This is a genomic window from Streptomyces sp. NPDC047869 (assembly GCF_040704065.1).
Lineage (GTDB): Bacteria > Actinomycetota > Actinomycetes > Streptomycetales > Streptomycetaceae > Streptomyces.
Window position 1 is genome coordinate 410,518 of sequence record NZ_JBEYRK010000001.1, and the last position, 20,900, is coordinate 431,417.

General features: G+C 68.1%; 18 protein-coding genes. 9 read left to right on the forward strand and 9 right to left on the reverse strand.

What is annotated here, in order from left to right:
* Positions 1 to 15: 15 nt before the first annotated feature.
* From gyrA to dnaA, 7 genes are all read right to left on the reverse strand, one after another.
* On the reverse strand, positions 16 to 2,610 hold the full coding sequence (gyrA, locus tag AB0924_RS01905; protein WP_358929631.1) for a DNA gyrase subunit A: 2,595 nt from the start codon (positions 2,608 to 2,610) through the stop codon (positions 16 to 18).
* A gap of 42 nt (positions 2,611 to 2,652) precedes the next feature.
* Positions 2,653 to 4,734, reverse strand: coding sequence for a DNA topoisomerase (ATP-hydrolyzing) subunit B (gene gyrB / locus AB0924_RS01910; RefSeq protein WP_358929633.1), 2,082 nt, complete (start codon positions 4,732 to 4,734; stop codon positions 2,653 to 2,655).
* A gap of 378 nt (positions 4,735 to 5,112) precedes the next feature.
* Positions 5,113 to 5,646, reverse strand: coding sequence for a DciA family protein (locus tag AB0924_RS01915; RefSeq protein ID WP_358929635.1), 534 nt, complete (start codon positions 5,644 to 5,646; stop codon positions 5,113 to 5,115).
* Entirely contained in the window at positions 5,643 to 6,764 is a 1,122-nt protein-coding gene (gene recF / locus AB0924_RS01920; protein ID WP_366910433.1) for a DNA replication/repair protein RecF, read from the reverse strand. The genes AB0924_RS01915 and recF overlap by 4 nt, the downstream gene beginning before the upstream one ends.
* Positions 6,765 to 6,816: 52 nt before the next feature.
* Complete coding sequence (gene gnd / locus AB0924_RS01925) at positions 6,817 to 7,692, reverse strand: phosphogluconate dehydrogenase (NAD(+)-dependent, decarboxylating) (RefSeq protein ID WP_358929639.1); 876 nt, start codon at positions 7,690 to 7,692, stop codon at positions 6,817 to 6,819.
* A 210-nt stretch (positions 7,693 to 7,902) separates the two neighbouring features.
* Positions 7,903 to 9,033, reverse strand: coding sequence for a DNA polymerase III subunit beta (dnaN, locus tag AB0924_RS01930; protein ID WP_358929641.1), 1,131 nt, complete (start codon positions 9,031 to 9,033; stop codon positions 7,903 to 7,905).
* A gap of 985 nt (positions 9,034 to 10,018) precedes the next feature.
* Complete coding sequence (gene dnaA / locus AB0924_RS01935; protein ID WP_358929643.1) at positions 10,019 to 12,025, reverse strand: chromosomal replication initiator protein DnaA; 2,007 nt, start codon at positions 12,023 to 12,025, stop codon at positions 10,019 to 10,021.
* Positions 12,026 to 12,420: 395 nt separating this feature from the next.
* Between dnaA and rpmH the strand changes: the two genes are divergently transcribed.
* The 9 genes from rpmH (at position 12,421) to AB0924_RS01980 (ending at position 19,335) form a co-directional block, all read left to right on the forward strand.
* The gene (gene rpmH, locus AB0924_RS01940; RefSeq protein ID WP_005482975.1) at positions 12,421 to 12,558 is read left to right on the forward strand and encodes a 50S ribosomal protein L34; all 138 of its coding nucleotides are present in this window, start codon (positions 12,421 to 12,423) and stop codon (positions 12,556 to 12,558) included.
* Positions 12,559 to 12,578: 20 nt separating this feature from the next.
* Positions 12,579 to 12,950: a ribonuclease P protein component gene (rnpA, locus tag AB0924_RS01945; protein WP_358929646.1), complete on the forward strand. Its 372-nt coding sequence runs from the start codon at positions 12,579 to 12,581 to the stop codon at positions 12,948 to 12,950.
* Complete coding sequence (yidD, locus tag AB0924_RS01950; protein ID WP_358929648.1) at positions 12,947 to 13,312, forward strand: membrane protein insertion efficiency factor YidD; 366 nt, start codon at positions 12,947 to 12,949, stop codon at positions 13,310 to 13,312. Before rnpA ends, yidD begins: the two co-directional genes overlap by 4 nt.
* Before the next feature lie 3 nt (positions 13,313 to 13,315).
* Entirely contained in the window at positions 13,316 to 14,590 is a 1,275-nt protein-coding gene (gene yidC, locus AB0924_RS01955) for a membrane protein insertase YidC (RefSeq protein WP_358929650.1), read from the forward strand.
* Positions 14,591 to 14,605: 15 nt separating this feature from the next.
* On the forward strand, positions 14,606 to 15,118 hold the full coding sequence (locus tag AB0924_RS01960) for a R3H domain-containing nucleic acid-binding protein (RefSeq protein ID WP_358929652.1): 513 nt from the start codon (positions 14,606 to 14,608) through the stop codon (positions 15,116 to 15,118).
* A gap of 115 nt (positions 15,119 to 15,233) precedes the next feature.
* A complete protein-coding gene (rsmG, locus tag AB0924_RS01965) occupies positions 15,234 to 15,950 on the forward strand; it encodes a 16S rRNA (guanine(527)-N(7))-methyltransferase RsmG (protein WP_358929654.1) in 717 nt (238 codons plus the stop codon).
* 287 nt (positions 15,951 to 16,237) lie between these two features.
* Positions 16,238 to 17,311 carry a ParA family protein gene (locus tag AB0924_RS01970; protein ID WP_358929846.1) on the forward strand — a complete coding sequence of 358 codons (1,074 nt, stop codon included), beginning with the start codon at positions 16,238 to 16,240 and terminating at the stop codon, positions 17,309 to 17,311.
* Positions 17,308 to 18,405 carry a ParB/RepB/Spo0J family partition protein gene (locus tag AB0924_RS01975; RefSeq protein ID WP_358929656.1) on the forward strand — a complete coding sequence of 366 codons (1,098 nt, stop codon included), beginning with the start codon at positions 17,308 to 17,310 and terminating at the stop codon, positions 18,403 to 18,405. Before AB0924_RS01970 ends, AB0924_RS01975 begins: the two co-directional genes overlap by 4 nt.
* Before the next feature lie 312 nt (positions 18,406 to 18,717).
* On the forward strand, positions 18,718 to 19,335 hold the full coding sequence (locus AB0924_RS01980) for a GNAT family N-acetyltransferase (protein WP_358929658.1): 618 nt from the start codon (positions 18,718 to 18,720) through the stop codon (positions 19,333 to 19,335).
* Between the two features lie 107 nt (positions 19,336 to 19,442).
* Here the strand turns inward: AB0924_RS01980 and trxA are convergent, their stop codons facing one another.
* Positions 19,443 to 19,775 carry a thioredoxin gene (gene trxA, locus AB0924_RS01985; RefSeq protein ID WP_358929660.1) on the reverse strand — a complete coding sequence of 111 codons (333 nt, stop codon included), beginning with the start codon at positions 19,773 to 19,775 and terminating at the stop codon, positions 19,443 to 19,445.
* A 63-nt stretch (positions 19,776 to 19,838) separates the two neighbouring features.
* A complete protein-coding gene (gene trxB / locus AB0924_RS01990) occupies positions 19,839 to 20,810 on the reverse strand; it encodes a thioredoxin-disulfide reductase (protein WP_358929662.1) in 972 nt (323 codons plus the stop codon).
* Positions 20,811 to 20,900 lie beyond the last annotated feature (90 nt).

The following is a 20,900-nucleotide window of genomic DNA, read 5'->3' on the forward strand; positions in this document are numbered from 1 at the left end:
GACTCACTCCTCGTGCTACTCGGCCGAGGGCGCCTCACCCTCGTCCGTGCCGGTGGTCGCGGCAGCCTCGGCGGTCTCGTCGACGACGTCCTCGCCGTCGACCTCCTCCGCCTCGCGCCCCGCCTCGGCGTTACGTGCGATACCGACCACGGCATCGCGCTTGCCCAGGTTGATCAGTTGGACGCCCATGGTGTCACGGCCCGTCTCCCTGACCTCGCTGACTCGCGTACGAATCACACCGCCGGACAGGGTGATGGCGAGGATCTCGTCGCTCTCCTCGACAATCAGCGCGCCGACGAGCGAGCCGCGGTCCTCCACGATCTTGGCGGCCTTGATACCGAGGCCACCGCGACCCTGGACGCGGTACTCGTCGACGGCGGTCCGCTTCGCGTACCCGCCGTCCGTAGCGGTGAACACGAACGTACCGGGTCGAACGACATTCATCGAGAGAAGCTCGTCCGCCCCACGGAAACTCATGCCCTTGACGCCCGAGGTGGCACGGCCCATCGGTCGCAACGTGTCGTCCGAGGCGGTGAACCTGATCGACTGCGCCTTCTTGCTGACCAGCAGGAGATCGTCGTCGGCCGAGACGAGTTCGGCACCGATCAGTTCGTCGTCGGTTCCGTCCTCCCGCTCACGCAGATTGATCGCGATCACACCGCCGGCGCGGGGCGAATCGTAATCCTTCAGAGGCGTCTTCTTGACCAGACCGGACTTCGTGGCCAGGACCAGGTACGGCGCCGCCTCGTAGTCGCGGATCGCGAGGATCTCGGCGATCGCCTCGTCCGGCTGGAAGGCGAGCAGGTTCGCCACGTGCTGCCCGCGCGCCTCCCGGCCGGCCTCCGGCAGCTCGTACGCCTTCGCCCGGTACACCCGGCCCTTGTTCGTGAAGAACAGCAGCCAGTGGTGCGTGGTGGAGACGAAGAAGTGGTCGACGATGTCGTCTTCCTTCAGCTTCGTACCGCGCACGCCCTTGCCGCCGCGCTTCTGCGCCCGGTAGTCGTCCGTCTTGGTCCGCTTGACGTAGCCACCGCGCGTGACGGTGACGACGATGTCCTCCTCGGCGATCAGGTCCTCGATGGACATGTCGCCCTCGTACGGGATCAGCTTCGTCTGCCGGTCGTCGCCGTACTTCTCGACGATCGCGGCCAGCTCCTCGCTGACGATCCCGCGCTGACGGACCGGCGAGGCGAGGATCTCGTTGTACTGGTTGATCTTCGCCTGGAGCTCGTCGTGCTCCTGGACGATCTTCTGGCGCTCCAGGGCGGCCAGCCGCCGCAGCTGCATCTCGAGGATCGCGTTGGCCTGGATCTCGTCGATCTCCAGGAGGCCCATCAGGCCGCCGCGCGCGATCTCGACGGTGTCACTGCGCCGGATCAGCGCGATGACCTCGTCGATGGCGTCCAGGGCCTTCAGCAGACCGCGCAGGATGTGCGCCCGCTCCTCGGCCTTGCGCAGCCGGAACCGGGTCCGGCGGACGACGACCTCGATCTGGTGCGTCACCCAGTGGCGGATGAACGCGTCCAGGGACAGCGTGCGCGGCACGCCGTCGACGAGCGCCAGCATGTTGGCGCCGAAGTTCGTCTGCAGGTCCGTGTGCTTGTACAGGTTGTTCAGGACGACCTTGGCGACCGCGTCCCGCTTCAGCACGATGACCAGGCGCTGGCCCGTACGGGACGAGGTCTCGTCGCGGACGTCGGCGATGCCGCCGATCTTCCCGTCCTTCACCAGGTCGGCGATCTTCTGCGCCAGGTTGTCCGGGTTCACCTGGTACGGCAGCTCGGTCACCACCAGGCACTGGCGGTTCTGGATCTCCTCGACCTCGACCACCGCGCGCATCGTGATGGAGCCGCGACCCGTGCGGTACGCCTCCTCGATGCCCTTGCGGCCCACGACGAGCGCCCCGGTCGGAAAGTCCGGGCCCTTGATGCGCTCCATGAGCGCGTCCAGCAGCTCCTCGTGCGAGGCCTCGGGGTTCTCCAGGTACCACTGGGCGCCGGCCGCGACCTCGCGCAGGTTGTGCGGCGGGATGTTGGTCGCCATACCGACCGCGATACCGGCCGAGCCGTTGATCAGCAGGTTCGGGAAGCGGGCCGGCAGGACGGTCGGCTCCTGGGAGCGGCCGTCGTAGTTGTCCGTGAAGTCGACGGTCTCCTCGTCGATGTCACGGACCATCTCCATCGACAGCGGCGCCATCTTGCACTCGGTGTAGCGCATCGCCGCCGCCGGGTCGTTGCCCGGGGAGCCGAAGTTGCCGTTGGAGTCCACCAGCGGCATCCGCATCGACCACGGCTGGGCGAGGCGCACCAGGGCGTCGTAGATCGAGGAGTCGCCGTGCGGGTGGTAGTTGCCCATGACGTCGCCGACGACACGGGCGCACTTGTAGAAGCCGCGTTCGGGGCGGTAGCCGCCGTCGTACATCGCGTACAGCACACGGCGGTGGACGGGCTTGAGACCGTCACGGACGTCGGGCAGCGCGCGGGACACGATGACGGACATCGCGTAGTCCAGGTACGAGCGCTGCATCTCCGTCTCGAGCCCGACGGGCTCGACACGCATCACGAGTTCGCCGCCCTCTTCAGGGGTGACAGGAGTGTTCTCGTCGGCCATTGCTGGTGAAGATCCTTCCTGGTGCGGTCAGCTGAGACCGACTCAGATGTCGAGGAAGCGGACGTCCTTGGCGTTGCGCTGGATGAACGCGCGTCGGGCCTCGACGTCCTCGCCCATCAGGACCGAGAACAGGTCGTCGGCCTGGGCGGCGTCGTCGAGCGTGACCTGGCCGAGGACCCGGTGCTCCTGGTCCATGGTGGTCACCCGCAGCTCCTCGGCGTTCATCTCGCCGAGACCCTTGAAGCGCTGGATCGAGTCCTCGCGGACACGCTTGCCGCGCTGCCGCCCCAGCTCGATCAGCGCGTCGCGCTCGCGGTCCGAGTAGGCGTACTCCGTGTCGTCCCGGCCCCACTTGATCTTGTACAGCGGCGGGCGGGAGAGGTACACGTGCCCGGCCTCGACCAGCGGCCGCATGAAGCGGAACAGGAAGGTCAGCAGCAGGGTGCTGATGTGCTGGCCGTCGACGTCGGCGTCCGCCATCAGGATGATCTTGTGATAGCGGAGCTTCTCGATGTCGAAGTCCTCGTGCACGCCCGTGCCGAACGCGGAGATCAGCGCCTGGATCTCCTGGTTCTGCAGGATCTTGTCGATCCTGGCCTTCTCGACGTTGAGGATCTTGCCGCGGATCGGGAGGATCGCCTGGTACTGGGGGTTCCGGCCCGACTTGGCCGAGCCGCCGGCGGAGTCACCCTCGACGATGAAGATCTCGCACTGGGTGGGGTCGTTCGACTGGCAGTCGGAGAGCTTGCCCGGCAGGGACGCCGACTCCAGCAGACCCTTGCGCCGGGTCAGGTCACGGGCCTTGCGGGCCGCGACGCGCGCGGTGGCCGCCTGGATGCCCTTGCGGATGATGTCGGCGGCCTCGACCGGGTTGCGGTCCAGCCAGTCGTTGAGGTGCTCGTAGACCGCCCGCTGCACGAAGGTCTTCGCCTCCGTGTTGCCCAGCTTGGTCTTCGTCTGGCCCTCGAACTGCGGCTCGCTCAGCTTGACCGAGATGATCGCGGTCAGACCCTCACGGATGTCGTCACCGGTGAGGTTGTCGTCCTTCTCGCGCAGCAGCTTCTTGTCACGCGCGTACTTGTTGATCAGGCTCGTGAGGGCCGCCCGGAAGCCCTCCTCGTGCGTACCGCCCTCATGCGTGTGGATGATGTTCGCGAAGGAGTACACACCCTCGCTGTAGCCGCTGTTCCACTGCATCGCGACCTCGAGGGACAGGCTCTTGTCCTTGTCCTCCGCCTCCAGGTCGATGACGGTCGGGTGCACCACGTCGCCCTTGCGGGAGTTGAGGTACTTCACGAAGTCGACGATGCCGCCCTCGTAGTGGTACGTGACCGACTTGACCTCGGCCTTCTCGTCCGCGCCCGCCTCGTCCGCACCGCTGGTGGCCTTCGCCGACTCGCGCTCGTCCGTGAGCTTGAGCGTCAGCCCCTTGTTGAGGAACGCCATCTCCTGGAAGCGCCGCGACAGCGTCTCGAAGGAGTACTCGGTGGTCTCGAAGATCTCCGGATCGGCCCAGAACGTGACCGACGTACCGGTCCGCTCGATGGCCTCGTGCTTGGCCAGCGGGGCGGTCGGAACGCCCATCTTGTAGTCCTGCGTCCAGCGGTGGCCGTCGGTCCTGACCTCGACGGAGACCTTGGACGACAGGGCGTTCACGACGGAGACACCGACACCGTGCAGACCGCCGGAGACCGCGTAGCCGCCGCCGCCGAACTTGCCGCCCGCGTGCAGCACGGTCAGCACGACCTCGAGAGCCGGCTTGCCCTCGGAGGGCACGATGCCCACCGGAATGCCACGCCCGTTGTCGATGACCCGCACGCCGCCGTCGGCGAGGATCGTCACGTCGATGGTGTCCGCGTAACCGGCCAGCGCCTCGTCGACCGAGTTGTCGACGACCTCGTACACCAGGTGGTGCAGACCGCGCTCACCGGTCGAGCCGATGTACATGCCGGGTCGCTTGCGGACCGCGTCCAGCCCTTCGAGCACGGTGATGGCGCTGGCGTCGTACGAGGCGGAGGCCGTGCCGGATGCCGCGGCCCCGCCGGTCACGCCGGCGTCGATGGACGGGATGTTCTCGTTGGGGTTGCCGGAATCGGCCACGAAGCGCCCTTTCTGGCACAGCACGAGCCAGGCTCCTGGGGGTGCCCTCTTGGAGAGGGTTACCGGAGCGGCTGCGGCATGTTGCGTCGGTAAGCCTTGATCAGCGTTGCTCAGCTTTTCCCGGACGTCCCCACGACTGGGGCGGGATTGTTTCTCAGTCTACCGGTAGCGCCGACGGTGATGGGGGTTTGCCGGTACCTGAGCCCCCATGTGCCGCCCTGAACCGGTCTCGGGCGGGTACCGATATACGGAAGGGGGCTCCAAGGGGCTCACAGCGGCACTCAGCGCTTCGAGCCGTCAGCCCTTGGCTACTGGCGGGTCAGCACGTGATCCACACCTGTGCACAGCGCCCCGGCACGGCCCGCGACGGCACCGCGCGACGACCACCGGACGTGAGGTACGTCACCCGTAGGTGTCGCCGGGCCCCGTGCTCCCCGGAGCCCGCAGCGGGCCGTAACGCCGGGCCGGACCACCCGGACCGTTCACCTTGATCAGCCGGACCGTGCCGTGCCCAAGGTCCTCGTTGAGCCGGGCCACCAGCGTCGGGGCGAGCAGCCGCAACTGGGTCGCCCAGGCCGTCGAGTCGCAGCTCACCGACAGCACCCGCTCGTCCTCGTCGTACCGCTGCGGCACACAGTGCTTCGCCAGGTCCTCGCCCACGATCTGCGGCCAGCGGCCCATGACCCCGCCCACCGCGGCCGGCGTCTCCCAGCCCCGCTCGGTGAGCAGCCGGTTGATCGCCGCCCCGAGGGCCATCGGGTCCCGGCCGTCGGCCCGCGCACCCGAGCGCAGACCGCCGCCGCGCCGCGCCTGCTTCTTCTGCCGCGCCGCGTCACCGCGCGCGCGTGCCTGCTCCTTCGCCGCGCGCAACGCCACCCGCGCGAGATCGACACCGGACGGCTCGTCCTTCTTCGGGATGGGTTCCTCGGTGCTCATACGCGCTCCACCGTCCCGCCGGCCACCGCGTACCGCGCTCCGGCCAGCACATGAGGTACGTCGTCGTCCACGGCGGCGGTGACCAGCACCTGCTCACCGGGCGCGACCAGCTCCGCCAGCCGTTCCCGGCGACGGGCGTCCAGCTCGGCGAAGACGTCGTCCAGGACCAGCACCGGCTCGTTGCCCTCCGCGCGCAGCAGGTCGTACGAGGCCAGCCGCAGCGCGAGGGCGTACGACCACGACTCCCCGTGCGACGCGTACCCCTTGGCGGGCAGCTGACCGAGTTTGAGAACCAGATCGTCCCGATGGGGGCCCACGAGGGTCACACCCCGCTCGATCTCCTGCTTGCGCGCCTCACCCAGGGCCGCCATCAGCTGACCGTGGAGATCCTCGCGCGTGTGGGCCTCACCCGGCGCCGACGGCTTGTACTCCAGCGCCACCGGCCCGCCACCGGGAGCCAGCTGCTCGTACGCCTTGTCCGCGAGCGGCTGCAGCGCGGCTATCAGATCCAGCCGCCGGGCGAGCAACTCCGCACCCGCACGCGCCAGATGCTGGTCCCACACGTCCAGGGTGGACAGATCCATGGAACGCCCGCCGTGCCGGCGCGCGAGAGCGGCGGACTTCAGCAGCGTGTTGCGCTGCTTGAGCACCCGCTCGTAGTCGGAGCGCACCCCCGCCATGCGCGGGGAACGCGCGGTGATCAGCTCGTCCAGGAACCTGCGCCGCTCCCCGGGATCGCCCTTGACCAGCGCGAGATCCTCCGGCGCGAACAGCACCGTCCGGACGATCCCCAGCACGTCCCGCGGCCTGACCTGCGAGGAACGGTTGATACGGGCCCGGTTCGCCTTGCCCGGGTTCAGCTCCAGCTCGATCAGCTGCTGCCGCTCGCCCTGCCGGACCTGCGCCCGGACGACCGCGCGCTCGGCGCCCATGCGGACCAGGGGGGCGTCCGAGGCGACCCGGTGACTGCCGAGGGTGGCGAGGTAGCCGACGGCCTCGACGAGATTGGTCTTGCCCTGCCCGTTGGGGCCGACGAAGGCGGTGACACCCGGGTCGAGCGGAACCTCGACCCGGGTGTACGAGCGGAAGTCGGCCAGCGAAAGATGCGTGACGTGCATGGTCGTCCGCCGACCTCCCCCAGGGTTGTGGATCCCGGAGGGATCCTGTGGATTACTTCTTCTCTACGGCGTGGCCGCCGAACTGGTTGCGCAGCGCGGCGATCATCTTCATCTGCGGCGAGTCCTCCTGCCGGGAGGCGAACCGCGCGAACAGCGAGGCGGTGATCGCGGGAAGCGGCACCGCGTTGTCGATGGCGGCCTCCACGGTCCAGCGTCCCTCACCGGAGTCCTGTGCGTAACCGCGCAGGCCGTCGAGGTGCTCGTCCTCGTCCAGCGCGTTCACCGCGAGGTCGAGCAGCCAGGAACGGATGACCGTGCCCTCCTGCCAGGAACGGAAGACCTCGCGCACGTCCGTGACGGAGTCGACCTTCTCCAGCAGCTCCCAGCCCTCGGCATAGGCCTGCATCATCGCGTACTCGATGCCGTTGTGGACCATCTTCGCGAAGTGGCCCGCGCCGACCTTGCCGGCGTGCACCGAGCCGAAGTCACCCTCCGGCTTGAGCGCGTCGAAGACCGGCTGCACCTTGGCGACGTTCTCGGCGTCGCCGCCGTACATCAGCGCGTACCCGTTCTCCAGGCCCCAGACGCCGCCGGAGACACCGCAGTCCACGAAGCCTATGCCCTTGGCGGCCAGCTCCTCGGCGTGCTTCTCGTCGTCCGTCCAGCGGGAGTTGCCGCCGTCCACGACCACGTCACCGGGCTCCAGGAGCTCGGCCAGCTGGTCGACGGTGGTCTGGGTGGGCTCGCCGGCCGGGACCATCACCCAGACCACGCGGGGAGCGGAGAGCTTGCCCACAAGCTCCTCCAGGCTGTGGACGTCCGCGAGGTCCGCGTTGCGGTCGTGTCCGATGACGGTGTGGCCCGCGCGGCGGATCCGCTCGCGCATGTTGCCGCCCATCTTGCCGAGGCCGACGAGACCGAGCTCCATCAGTTGTGTTCCTTAGGTCGGTGTGTGCCGTGACAGGCACCGGGGTGCCGAGCCGAGCCTAAACCCGGACGCGCGCGCACAGTTGTGGGCATACGCGCTCATACGCACGGCCTGACCTGCGGAATCCCATCCGGCTGCGGGGCTCGTCGCCCGGACACGGCGCCGGGCACCGCGACGGTGCCCGGCGACTGTGCACAGCTGTGGACGGCCTCAGCCGCTGAGCCGCACCGGCATGATCAGGTACTTGTAGGCCTCGTCCGCCTCCGCGTCCAGCGCGGGCTTGCCACTGAGCAGCGCCGGCTTGGTGGACGTCGTGAACGACAGCTGCGCCACCGGGGAGTCGATCGCGCTCAGGCCGTCCAGCAGGAACGTGGGGTTGAAGGCGATCGAGATGTCGTCGCCGTCCAGCTGGGCGTCCACCCTTTCCACAGCCTGTGCGTCGTCGCTGGAACCGGCCTCCAGGATCAGCACGCCCTGCTCGAAGCTCAGCCGCACCGGGGTGTTCCGCTCGGCGACCAGGGCCACACGCTTGACGGCCTCCACGAAGGGGGCGGTCTCGATCACCGCGACGGAGTTGAACTCGGTCGGGAACAGCGTGCGGTACTTCGGCAGGTCGCCCTCGAGGAGACGGGTCGTCGTACGCCGGCCGGCGCCCTCGAAACCGATCAGGCCCTCGCCGGCGCCCGAGCCCGACAGCGCGAGGATGACGCTGTCACCACTGGTCAGCGCCTTGGCGGTGTCCTGGAGCGTCTTGGCGGGCACCAGCGCGACCGCGGAGACGTCCGGGTTCTCCGGCTTCCACAGGAACTCGCGGACCGCGAAGCGGTAGCGGTCGGTGGAGGCCAGGGTGACGGTGTCGCCCTCGATCTCGATGCGCACACCGGTGAGGACGGGCAGCGTATCGTCACGGCCGGCGGCGATGGCCACCTGGGACACGGCCGCCGCGAAGACCTCGCCGGGCACGGTGCCGGTCGCGTTCGGCATCTGCGGCAGCGCCGGGTACTCCTCCACAGGCAGGGTGTGGAGTGTGAACCGCGAGGAACCGCAGACCACGGTCGCCCGTACACCGTCTGTGGAAATCTCCACCGGCCGGTTGGGGAGGGCGCGGGAGATGTCGGCGAGCAGACGGCCGGAGACGAGGACGGTGCCGTCCTCGTCGACCTCGGCCTCGACGCTGACCTTCGCGGAGACCTCGTAGTCGAAGCTCGACAGGCTCAGCTGGCCGTCCTCGGCCTTCAGCAGCAGGCCGGCGAGGACAGGCGCCGGCGGACGGGCCGGGAGGCTGCGTGCCGCCCAGGCCACTGCCTCCGCGAGTACGTCGCGTTCCACCCGGATCTTCACCGTAAGCCGCCTCCTGCTGTTGCTACTGAGTCCTCCGACTCGGTGTCACCGCCCACTGCGACGGGAAGGACACCGGGGACCAGTCTGACGCACCGCACTGACAGTAGGTGCCTGTCGGGGTCAAGTCGCTCCGAGGGGCAGCCGGGCTCGAGACGGCGAGTTGTGCACAGGCCCCGCTTCGAAACGGATTCCCAGCTCTCTCTAGTTGGGAGTAGTAGTAGGGGCTGTGGATACCGTGGATAACCGCGTTTTCGCAGGTCAAGGCCGGAATTTTGTCCACTGACCCTGTGGGTGGGACCAGTGGACAACTCAGGGTCTCTGTGGAGAACGGAAAGTTCTGCACACACCGCCCACAGCCCGAGCCCGGTTCTCCCCAGCTGCGTCCCCAGGATCATCCACGTTTCCCACACCCCGATCCGGCAGCCTTGTGTGACGGCTTTCACTCGCCGCGGTGATCTGGTGCGTCGCGTTGCCGAACAGTGGACAGCCGTGTGGAGAAGCCGGAGATCGCTGGGGACAACCTGCTCCAGCCTGTGGGCCGCCCGTGGACAACTCCGTGCACAGCCTGTGGATCACCGTCTCGTCCACAGTCTGTGGAGATCCGTCGTCCACGATTCCACAGGGCGCTGAGCTGCGCAGACGTTACTTCACCAGAGTCCCTGTGGACGCGGTTCGGGACAACTCCACAGTCCCCAGGATGTGGAGGGAAGAAAGTCGGCGAACCTGTGGAGGGTGGCCGTAACCACGCAGGTATTCGAACGCCCGGTGGCCGGGGAGGAACGGCGGCGAATGGATGGCAGCCCGTCGACGGCCCATGGGCAGCCCGTCGGTAAGCCGTCGGCAGCCGGTCGGTAGCCGGTCGGAACAGCCCGCGGCGGAGTTGCCGGAGACCGCACAGGAGGCTCTCCGCCCGCACCGGAGGAGCACAGAAGGGCGCCCCCGGGATCTCCTCCCGGGGGCGCCCTCCACGCGGTCTGCGGCTGGGTCAGCCGTTCTTGATGCGGTTGGTGAGCTCGGTCACCTGGTTGTAGATCGAGCGCCGCTCGGCCATCAGCGCGCGGATCTTGCGGTCGGCGTGCATGACGGTCGTGTGGTCGCGGCCGCCGAACTGCGCGCCGATCTTCGGCAGTGACAGGTCGGTCAGCTCACGGCACAGGTACATGGCGATCTGCCGGGCGGTGACCAGCGCGCGGCCGCGCGAGGTGCCGCACAGGTCCTCCACCGTCAGACCGAAGTAGTCGGCGGTGGCCGCCATGATGGCCGGCGCCGTGATCTCCGGGGCGGAGTCCTCGCCGCCGGGGATCAGGTCCTTCAGGACGATCTCGGTCAGACCCAGGTCCACCGGCTGCCGGTTGAGCGAGGCGAACGCCGTCACCCGGATCAGCGCGCCCTCCAGCTCGCGAATGTTGCGTGAGATCCGGGAGGCGATGAACTCCAGGACCTCCGGCGGGGCGTTGAGCTGTTCCTGGACCGCCTTCTTGCGCAGGATCGCGATGCGCGTCTCCAGCTCGGGCGGCTGGACGTCGGTGATCAGACCCCACTCGAAACGGTTCCGCAGTCGGTCCTCCAGCGTGACCAGCTGCTTGGGCGGCCGGTCGGAGGAGAGCACGATCTGCTTGTTGGCGTTGTGGAGCGTGTTGAAGGTGTGGAAGAACTCCTCCTGCGTCGACTCCTTGTCCGCCAGGAACTGGATGTCGTCGACGAGCAGGATGTCCATCTCGCGGTAGCGCTTGCGGAAGCTGTCGCCCTTGCCGTCGCGGATGGAGTTGATGAACTCGTTGGTGAACTCCTCGGAGCTGACGTACCGCACGCGCGTGCCCGGGTAGAGGCTGCGTGCGTAGTGCCCGATGGCGTGCAGCAGATGCGTCTTGCCGAGCCCCGACTCCCCGTAGATGAACAGGGGGTTGTACGCCTTCGCCGGTGCTTCGGCGACGGCCACCGCGGCCGCGTGGGCGAACCGGTTGGAGGCGCCGATGACGAAGGTGTCGAAGAGGTACTTGGGGTTCAGCCGCGCGGTGGGCTCGCCGGGACCGCTCGCGGGCGCGGGCTGCGCGGCCAGCGGGCCGGGGGCGCCGCCCGTACCGGCCGGCGGCAGGTCCGGGCGGCCCGGACCGCCGCGGCGCGCCGGACCGGCGCCCGACGGCTGATCGGGCAGCTCTCGGCGGACCGGGTCGCGCTGGTCGTAGTCGGCGCGGGGCGGGTCGTAGTCCTGCCGGTCCCGGCGGTCGTCCCCGCGGTCGTAGGCCTGCCGGTCCTTGCGCTCGTAGTCCTGCCGGGAGTCGTACTCCGGGCGGTCGTACTCGGAGCGGGGGCCGTCGTACTCGCCGCGCTGCTGCTCGTACACGGGGCGCTCACGGCCCGGCGAACGGTAGTCCTGCGACGGCGGACCGTAACTGTCCTGGGAGGGGGTGCCGTAGGAGTCCTGTGGCGGGGAGGCGTAGGGGTCGCGTTCGGGGAAACCGAGCCGCGGCTGCTGCCAGCCGCCGTACTCGTCCCGTGCGGGGCGCGGCCAGGCGCCGGGTTCGGGCCGCTGGTACTCGGAGGGGTAGGCGGGCCGCGCGGTGGGGAGCTGGTCCCCGCGGGACGGTTCACCGCCCTGCTGCGGATCGCCCGCGCGGTGGCGGCCGTAGCCCTCGTACGGTCCGGAGGGCAGTTCGGGTTCCTCGTAGCGCGGCTGCGGCTCGGGCGTGGGCGCCTGCGGGGCCGGCGGCTCGCCCATGGAGTCGTCGACGGTGATCGCGATGCGGATGGGGCGGCCGCACTCGCGGCTGAGGGTCTCGCTCACGATCGGTGCGAGACGGCCCTCCAGTACGCCCTTCGCGAATTCGTTCGGCACGGCGAGCAGAGCGGTGTCCGCGACCAGCGCGAGTGGCTGGCAGCGCCGGATCCAGTGCTCGTCCTTCGCCTCGACACCCTGTCCGCGGCCCTCGCCGAGGAGCTGCTCCAGTACTCGTGGCCACACTGCGGCAAGATCGGCAGGTACGTCAGCCACAGGGCACGCTCTCTCGCAGGTCCCACGGACGTGTGGTCCGGGGACGGGTTCAGGGTGAGGATCGGGTGGACGGGTGGGGCGGTCCGGCTCGGGCCGGGGCAAGGGAACGAATCGGAGTCCAGCCACGGTAGTCAGCGCGGCGGGTACGGTTCAAGTTGTTGTCCCCAGCCTGTGGACAGTGTCCCCCCTGACCCCTGGTTTGACCGAATGGCGCAGCCCCGCGTACCGTAACCAGGTCGAGTTGTCGATGGCTGCTGCCGCCTGCCTCCGATGGGCACAGATCGCTGAAGGTGATCGGGAAGCGGTGCACTCGGGCGTGACGCGAGCTACTCGTGGGCGCACGGTGACAGCCAGGACGGCACCCCGCCACTACCGATTTCTTCTGGAGCCCCCGAGTGAGCAAGCGCACCTTCCAGCCGAACAACCGTCGTCGCGCGAAGACCCACGGCTTCCGCCTGCGGATGCGCACCCGTGCCGGCCGCGCGATTCTCGCGAACCGCCGCAGCAAGGGTCGCGCAAGCCTGTCCGCCTGATTCGATCAGGTCATGACGTCGTGCTGCCTACCGAGCATCGGCTGAGGCGGCGCGAGGACTTCGCGACCGCGGTACGACGGGGTCGCCGGGCCGGCCGCCCGCTCCTCGTCGTCCACCTTCGTAGCGGTGCCACGGACCCGCACGCGCCTGGGGAGAGCGCTCCCCCGACGCGTGCGGGTTTCGTCGTGAGCAAGGCAGTGGGTGGCGCGGTCGTGCGCAACCAAGTCAAGCGCAGACTGCGCCACCTGATGCGTGACCGAGTCGCTCTTTTTCCCCCCGGTAGCCTGGTAGTCGTACGAGCGCTGCCCGGAGCGGGCGACGCAGACCACGCACAGCTGGCCCGAGACCTGGACGCCGCCGTGGAGCGGCTGCTGGGAGGGGGCGCGCGATGAAGTACCCACTGCTGGCCCTGATCAAGCTGTATCAGTGGACGATCAGTCCACTCCTTGGGCCGGTGTGCAAGTACTACCCGTCGTGCTCCCACTATGGCTTCACGGCCATCGACCGGCACGGTGCGATCAAGGGAACGGCACTCACCGCCTGGCGCATTCTCCGGTGCAATCCGTGGTCGCTCGGCGGTGTGGACCATGTCCCGCCGCGCAAGCGCCCGCGGTGGCACGAAATGCTGCGCAACGCTTGGCGCGCACGCAAGGGCGGAACCTCCGCCGCCGAACCGGCCACCGAGGAGAGGACTCGATCCGAGCTCTCTTCGAGCCCGGCCGCAGAGACTTCGTCCCATGCCCAAGGAGCATGATTAGTGGACACGATTGCCAGTCTTTTCAGCTTCATCACGACACCCGTCTCATGGGTCATCGTCCAGTTCCACACGGTGTACGGCGCCATCTTCGGCCCTGACACCGGATGGGCCTGGGGCCTGTCCATCGTGTCCCTGGTGATCCTGATCCGCATCTGCCTGATCCCGCTCTTCGTGAAGCAGATCAAGGCGACCCGGGCCATGCAGACGCTCCAGCCCGAGATGAAGAAGATCCAGGAGCGCTACAAGAACGACAAGCAGCGCCAGTCCGAAGAGATGATGAAGCTGTACAAGGAGTCGGGTACCAACCCGCTCTCCTCGTGCCTGCCCATCCTGGCGCAGTCGCCGTTCTTCTTCGCCCTGTATCACGTGCTCAACGGCATCGCCTCGGGCCAGACCATCGGTGTCATCAACGCGTCGCTGCTGGAGAGCGCCCGTAAGGCGCACATCTTCGGTGCCCCGCTCGCCGCGAAGTTCAAGGACAGCGCCAGCACGATCGAGGCCCTGGGCGCCTCGGTCACCGACGTCCGCGTCGTGACCGTGGTCATGATCGTCATGATGTCGGCGTCGCAGTTCTACACGCAGCGCCAGCTGATGACGAAGAACGTCGACACCACGGTGAAGACGCCGTTCATGCAGCAGCAGAAGATGCTGATGTACGTCTTCCCCATCATGTTCGCCGTCTTCGGTATCAACTTCCCGGTCGGTGTCCTCATCTACTGGCTGACCACCAACGTGTGGACCATGGGCCAGCAGATGTACGTCATCCACAACAACCCGACCCCGGGTTCCAAGGCCCAGGCCGCCTACCTCGAGCGCCTGACCAAGCACGTTACCCAGCACGGCAAGGTCCGTCGGCGGAGTGAGAAGACCATCGTCAAGGCGATCGTCGCCAAGGGACGTGACCGCAACGAGTTCGAGCGCAAGTTCATCAACGGCCTGACCAAGGCGGGCCTCGCGGCTCAGACCGACGGCACCGTGGTGAAGGGCGAGAGCCAGGCCTTGGCGCAGGCAGAGGACGGTACGACCACCGCCACCGCCACCGCCGCGCGGCGTCAGCAGCCCAAGCGTCAGAGCAAGGCTCAGCGTCAGTCCGGCGTGACCAAGCAAGCGGGCGACGCTCTCTCGCTGGAGAAGTCCGACGACGAGCCGCAGGACGACGTCAAGCCCGCCGCTGCCAAGCAGCCCCAGAAGCCCGGTTCCGGCACCCGCAGCAAAGCCCAGTCCGGGCAGCGCAAGGGTGGCCCGCAGCGGCCCAAGTCCCCGTCCAAGAAGTAAGAAGGAGCCCATCCCGTGACGGAAGGCACCACCTCCGCCGCTGCCGAGGGTGCAGACACCCTCACCCGCCTGGAGCAGGAGGGCGAGATCGCGGCGGACTACCTGGAGGGCCTGCTCGACATCGCCGACCTCGACGGCGACATCGACATGGACGTCGAGGCCGATCGTGCCTCTGTGTCGATCATCAGCGACGCCGGCGGCCGTGACCTGCAGAAGCTGGTCGGCCGGGACGGCGAGGTGCTTGAGGCTCTCCAGGAGCTCACGCGCCTGGCCGTGCACCGGGAGACCGGTGACCGCAGCCGGCTGATGCTGGACATCGGGGGCTACCGGGCCAAGAAGCGCGCCGAGCTGTCGGAGCTGGGCGCCAAGGCCGCCGCCGAGGTCAAGAGCACCGGCGAGCCCGTGAAGCTCAAGCCCATGACGCCGTTCGAGCGCAAGGTCGTGCACGACGCGGTCAAGACCGCGGGGCTGCGCAGTGAGTCCGAGGGCGAGGAGCCCCAGCGGTTCGTCGTCGTACTGCCTGCCTGATCGGCTCCTCTCGTTTCACGGCCCCGTCTGCCTGCAGGCGGGGCCGAACTTTGTCAGCCTGGTAGTTCTGGTGGCCGGTGCACGAAGCCCGGCGCTGTACGGAAGGACGGTCCCCGTGACGGAGGCAGCGGAGCTTCCCCCCGCGCCCGAACAGGCGCGGGAAGTGTTCGGTGAGCGCTTCGCCGATGCGGTTCGCTATGCGGAGCTGCTCGCCGAGGCGGGAGTGCAGCGTGGCCTGATCGGCCCGCGCGAAGTGCCCCGCCTGTGGGAACGGCATCTGCTGAACTGCGCGGTCCTCTCGGAGGCGGTTCCCGAGGGGGTGACGGTGTGCGACGTCGGCTCCGGAGCCGGCCTGCCGGGCATCCCGCTGGCCCTGGTCCGGAACGACCTGAACATCACCCTGCTGGAGCCCCTGCTGCGGCGGACCAACTTCCTCACCGAGGTGGTCGAGCTGCTGGGCCTGGACCATGTCACCGTGGTGCGTGGCCGGGCCGAGGAAGTCATGGGGAAGCTGCCACCGGTCCATGTGGTGACCGCCCGTGCCGTGGCTCCGCTGGACCGGCTGGCCACTTGGGGCATCCCTCTGCTGCGTCCCTACGGCGAGATGCTGGCGCTCAAGGGGGACACCGCCGAGGAGGAGCTGAAGGCGGCCGCTACCGCCCTGAGCAAGCTAGGTGCGGTGTCGACGTCCATCCTTCATGTCGGCGCCGGTGTGGTGGATCCTGCGTCCACCGTGGTCCGGGTGGAGGTCGGTGAGAGCCCGGGCGGTGTGCGGTTCGCCGCCAAGCGGGCCAAGGCCGCTCGAACGGGGCGGGCACGGCGACGTCGCTGATCCGTTGGACCAACGTCTCGGGCTCGTATCGTGAACGAGGCGTACTCCACACAAGCTGCCAAACCCATGCAAGCCGGAGTGTCGCGGAGATCCGGTCGCTGTAGCTGTGCATCGTGTTTCACGTGAAACGTCGCTCACTGCTGCACGGCATCATCAGTCGGGGCCGCGCTGCGGCCGAACCTCGTGACCGCAAGCCTCTCGGTTCACTCGGAAAGGCAGCGGAGTTGTCCACAGAGGTGGATTTCTCCACAGAACAACAGGCCTCACTGGTTCACGACCCCGAAGACATGGGAGGCTCTGTTCATTGCGAGCCTGAAGTCGAGGAGAGTGAATCCTTGCGGTCCGACGCCAACATCGCGGGACCGATGACCGATCCGGTCCCCGGTCCCCGTACCGAGTCGATGGGGGCGGATGTTTCACGTGAAACACCGCCTCCGATGGACGACACTCCCATCGGTCGTGCTGCCCAGCTGGCGGTGGAAGCTCTGGGGCGAGCCGGCGAAGGCCTGCCACGACCCGAGCAGACCCGAGTCATCGTGGTCGCCAACCAGAAGGGCGGCGTCGGTAAGACGACGACGACCGTCAACCTTGCCGCTTCGCTGGCTCTGCACGGCGGCCGCGTCCTGGTGATCGACCTCGACCCACAGGGCAACGCCTCCACCGCGCTGGGGATCGATCACCACGCCGAGGTTCCGTCGATCTACGACGTCCTGGTGGAGAGCAAGCCTCTCGCCGAGGTCGTTCAGCCCGTCCCGGACGTCGAAGGCCTCTTCTGCGCCCCGGCCACCATCGACCTCGCCGGTGCGGAGATCGAGCTGGTTTCCCTGGTGGCCCGGGAGAGCCGGCTGCAGCGGGCGATCCAGGCGTACGAACAGCCGCTGGACTACGTCCTCATCGACTGCCCGCCGTCGCTGGGTCTGCTGACGGTCAACGCTCTCGTCGCCGGCCAGGAGGTCCTCATCCCCATTCAGTGCGAGTACTACGCGCTGGAGGGTCTGGGGCAGCTGCTGCGCAACGTCGACCTGGTGCGAGGCCACCTCAATCCCACTCTGCATGTGTCGACCATCCTGCTCACCATGTACGACGGCCGCACGCGTCTCGCCTCGCAGGTCGCGGATGAGGTGCGCACCCACTTCGGTGACGAGGTGCTGCGGACAAGCATTCCCCGCTCGGTCCGTATCTCCGAGGCGCCGAGTTATGGGCAGACGGTGCTGACCTACGATCCTGGATCGAGCGGCGCTCTCTCCTACCTTGAGGCCGCCCGAGAAATCGCGCTGAGGGGCGTTGGCATCAGCTATGACGCGAGCCAGGCCCACATCGGCGCCCAGAACGATCCGAACATGGTGGAGGGCATCCAGTGAGTGAGCGACGGAGGGGGCTGGGCCGTGGGCTCGGCGCACTGATTCCTGCTGCCCCGACGGAGAAGGAACCGGCTCAGGCAGCGATGGGGGGCCAGGCTTCCACATCCCCGGCTGCGGTGCCATTGATGTCGGACCGTGGGGTGGCCGCGGCGAAGGTGGCCACACTGCCGTCTGTTTCACAGGAGACCGAGGAGTCTCCGGCAGTCCCAGCCGTGGAGGTGCCCGCGCCTCCGGTGGGGGCTCATTTCGCTGAGCTCCCCCTCGACTCCATCACGCCGAACCCGCGCCAGCCGCGTGAGGTCTTCGACGAAGACGCGCTGCACGAGCTGATCACCTCCATCAAGGAAGTCGGTCTCCTCCAGCCCGTCGTCGTCCGGCAGATCGGGCCCGCCCGCTATGAGCTGATCATGGGTGAGCGGCGCTGGCGGGCCTGCCGTGAGGCCGGTCTTGAGGCCATCCCGGCGATTGTGCGGGCCACGGACGACGAGAAGCTCCTGCTCGACGCCCTGCTGGAGAACCTGCACCGCGCGCAGCTGAACCCGCTGGAAGAGGCAGCGGCCTACGACCAGCTCCTGAAGGACTTCAACTGCACCCACGACCAGCTGGCCGACCGGATCGGGCGCTCGCGTCCCCAGGTCTCCAACACTCTGCGTCTGCTGAGGCTTTCACCGGCCGTGCAGAAGCGGGTTGCCGCTGGTGTCCTTTCGGCGGGCCATGCCCGAGCGCTGCTGTCCGTCGAGGACTCGGAGGAGCAGGATCGGCTTGCTCACCGCATTGTGGCGGAGGGGCTGTCCGTTCGGGCCGTCGAGGAGATCGTGACCCTGATGGGCTCGCGGCCCCAGAAGGCTTCGCGGGCCAAGGGTCCTCGGGCCGGAGGGCGGGTCTCTCCGGCGTTCAATGAGCTGGCGACGCGGCTGTCGGACCGCTTCGAGACGCGGGTGAAGGTCGAGTTGGGCCAGAAGAAGGGCAAGATCACCGTGGAGTTCGCCTCCCCGGAGGACCTCGAGCGGATTCTGAACACGCTCGCTCCCGGTGAGCGCCTGGCCCTCCAGCAGAGCCTGCAGGAGAGCGCGGCCGGCGAGGCCGACGACTGATCGTCAGTCACGCCCCAGTGAGCTGAAGAGCGGACGGCATCCGGTTGTACCGGAAGGCGGTCCGCTCTTTGCTTTGGGGCGGTATCGACCCACTCGCTTCGTGGATACGATGCGAGTGGGTATGGCGCATCCACCTGGCGGATCTCTGAGTGGGGAGACAGGGGCCATGCGATCGATGAGCCGCACCGGATTGGTGAGCGCGGGCCTGGGTATCGGGGCGGTCGGCGGATTCGTCGGCAGCCTGCTCAGGCAATGGAGCGTCCTGACAGCAGCTCGCGATGCGGCGGGCGGAGGAAGCGAGGAACAGCTTTCATGGGGCGTCGGCTCGTACCGCTCACGTTGGACAACCTCGAAGACCTCCCCCGGCGCTGCCGTTCGTGTGTCTTCTGGGAGCTGGATCCCGTCAGCGGCGAGGCCGCGGTAAAGGCCGGTACGTCCGCGCTGGAGAAGGAATCCTGGATCTCCGCCGTGCTGCTGGACTGGGGGTCGTGCGGCCGGGTGGTCTACGTCGACGATGTCCCGGTCGGCTTCGTGCTCTACGCGCCGCCGGCCTATGTGCCCCGCTCCATGGCCTTTCCCACGAGCCCGCTCTCACCGGATGCCGTCCAGCTCATGACGGCGTTCATCCTGCCGCGTTATCAGGGACAGGGGCTGGGCAGGGTGATGGTCCAGACGGTTGCCAAGGATCTTCTTCGCCGCGGCTTCAAGGCGATCGAGGCGTTCGGTGATGCCCGCTGGAAGGAGCCCGCCTGTCTGCTGCCCGCAGACCATCTCCTGGCCGTGGGGTTCAAGACGGTCCGGCAGCATCCCGCGCATCCACGTCTGCGGCTGGATCTTCGCTCGGCCCTCTCCTGGAAGGAAGACGTGGAGCTGGCCCTGGACCGGCTGTTGGGGGCGGTTCAGAAGGAGCCGGCACTGCGGCCGTTGTAGAGGGCGGTGCCAGCGGAGCCCGATCATGCGAATGGGCCAACCCGTTGGGGTTGGCCCATTCGTGTTTCACGTGAAACATGCGCCGTCGGTTCGACGGCATCGACCGACTACTCGGCGATGAACTCCTCGAGGTCCCGCACGATGGCGGCCTTCGGCTTGGCGCCCACGATCGTCTTGGCCACCTCGCCACCCTGGTAGACGTTCAGGGTCGGGATGGACATGACGCCGTACTTGGCGGCCGTACCCGGGTTCTCGTCGATGTTGAGCTTGACGATCTCGATCTTGTCACCGTACTCGGCGGCGATCGCCTCCAGCGACGGGGCGATCTGGCGGCAAGGACCGCACCAGGCGGCCCAGAAGTCCACCAGGACGGGCTTGTCGTTCTTGAGGACGTCCTGATCGAAGGAGTCGTCGGTCACGTTCTTCAGAGTGCCGGCCACGGCGGGCTCCTTAACTTGGTCGTGCGGTGAGGCGGAGGTGGGCGAGGATCGGACGGCGGCGGTTCAGACGACGGCGGTCTTCTCGGGCTCGGCCTTGTCCTCGTCGGCGAGGGCGGCGAGGAAGCGCTCGGCGTCGAGAGCGGCGGAGCAGCCGGTACCGGCCGCGGTGATCGCCTGCCGGTAGGTGTGGTCGACCACGTCACCGGCGCCGAAGACACCGGTCACGTTGGTGCGAGTGGAGGGGGCGTCGACCTTCAGGTACCCCTCCTCGTCGAGGTCCAGCTGGCCCTTGAAGAGCTCGGTGCGCGGGTCGTGGCCGATCGCGATGAACAGACCGGTCACCGGCAGCTCCGACAGCTCGCCGGTCTTGATGTTGCGCAGCTTGAGCCCGGAGAGTTTCTGGTCGCCCTGGACCTCGGCGACCTCGCTGTCCCAGACGAACTTGATCTTCGGGTCGCCGAAGGCACGCTCCTGCATCGCCTTGGAGGCGCGCAGCGTGTCCCGGCGATGGACGATCGTGACCGACTTGGCGAACCGGGAGAGGAAGGTGGCCTCCTCCATCGCGGTGTCGCCGCCGCCGATCACGGCGATGTCCTGGTCCTTGAAGAAGAACCCGTCACAGGTGGCGCACCAGGAGACACCGCGGCCGGAGAGGGCGTCCTCGTTCGGCAGACCGAGCTTGCGGTGCTGGGATCCGGTCGTGACGATCACGGCCTTGGCCTGGTGGACCGTTCCGGCGGTGTCCGTGACGGTCTTGATCTCACCTGTCAGATCGACGGAGACGATGTCGTCCGGGATCAGCTCGGCGCCGAAGCGCTCTGCCTGGGCCCGCATGTTGTCCATCAGGTCGGGACCCATGATGCCGTCGCGGAAGCCCGGAAAGTTCTCCACCTCGGTGGTGTTCATCAGGGCACCGCCGGCGGTGACGGCACCCTCGAACACCAGGGGCTTCAGCGACGCGCGCGCGGTGTAGAGCGCCGCCGTGTAGCCGGCGGGCCCGGAGCCGATGATGATCACGTTACGGACGTCGCTCACGGCTTGATTCCTCGTCTCTGGTCTGTGTCAGTCGACCGGTGGAGCCCCTTTCGGAGCTCTCACCCCACCCAACGGATCCTAGGGGGTCCG

Bases quoted from the DNA above. Each gene is read 5' to 3' on its own strand.
- yidD (WP_358929648.1), top strand. From the start codon at position 12,947: ATGAAGTACCCACTGCTGGCCCTGATCAAGCTGTATCAGTGGACGATC.
- recF (WP_366910433.1), bottom strand. From the start codon at position 6,764: ATGCACGTCACGCATCTTTCGCTGGCCGACTTCCGCTCGTACACCCGG.
- AB0924_RS01970 (WP_358929846.1), top strand. From the start codon at position 16,238: ATGGGAGGCTCTGTTCATTGCGAGCCTGAAGTCGAGGAGAGTGAATCC.
- AB0924_RS01980 (WP_358929658.1), top strand. From the start codon at position 18,718: ATGGGGCGTCGGCTCGTACCGCTCACGTTGGACAACCTCGAAGACCTC.
- AB0924_RS01915 (WP_358929635.1), bottom strand. From the start codon at position 5,646: ATGAGCACCGAGGAACCCATCCCGAAGAAGGACGAGCCGTCCGGTGTC.
- gyrA (WP_358929631.1), bottom strand. From the start codon at position 2,610: ATGGCCGACGAGAACACTCCTGTCACCCCTGAAGAGGGCGGCGAACTC.
- gnd (WP_358929639.1), bottom strand. From the start codon at position 7,692: ATGGAGCTCGGTCTCGTCGGCCTCGGCAAGATGGGCGGCAACATGCGC.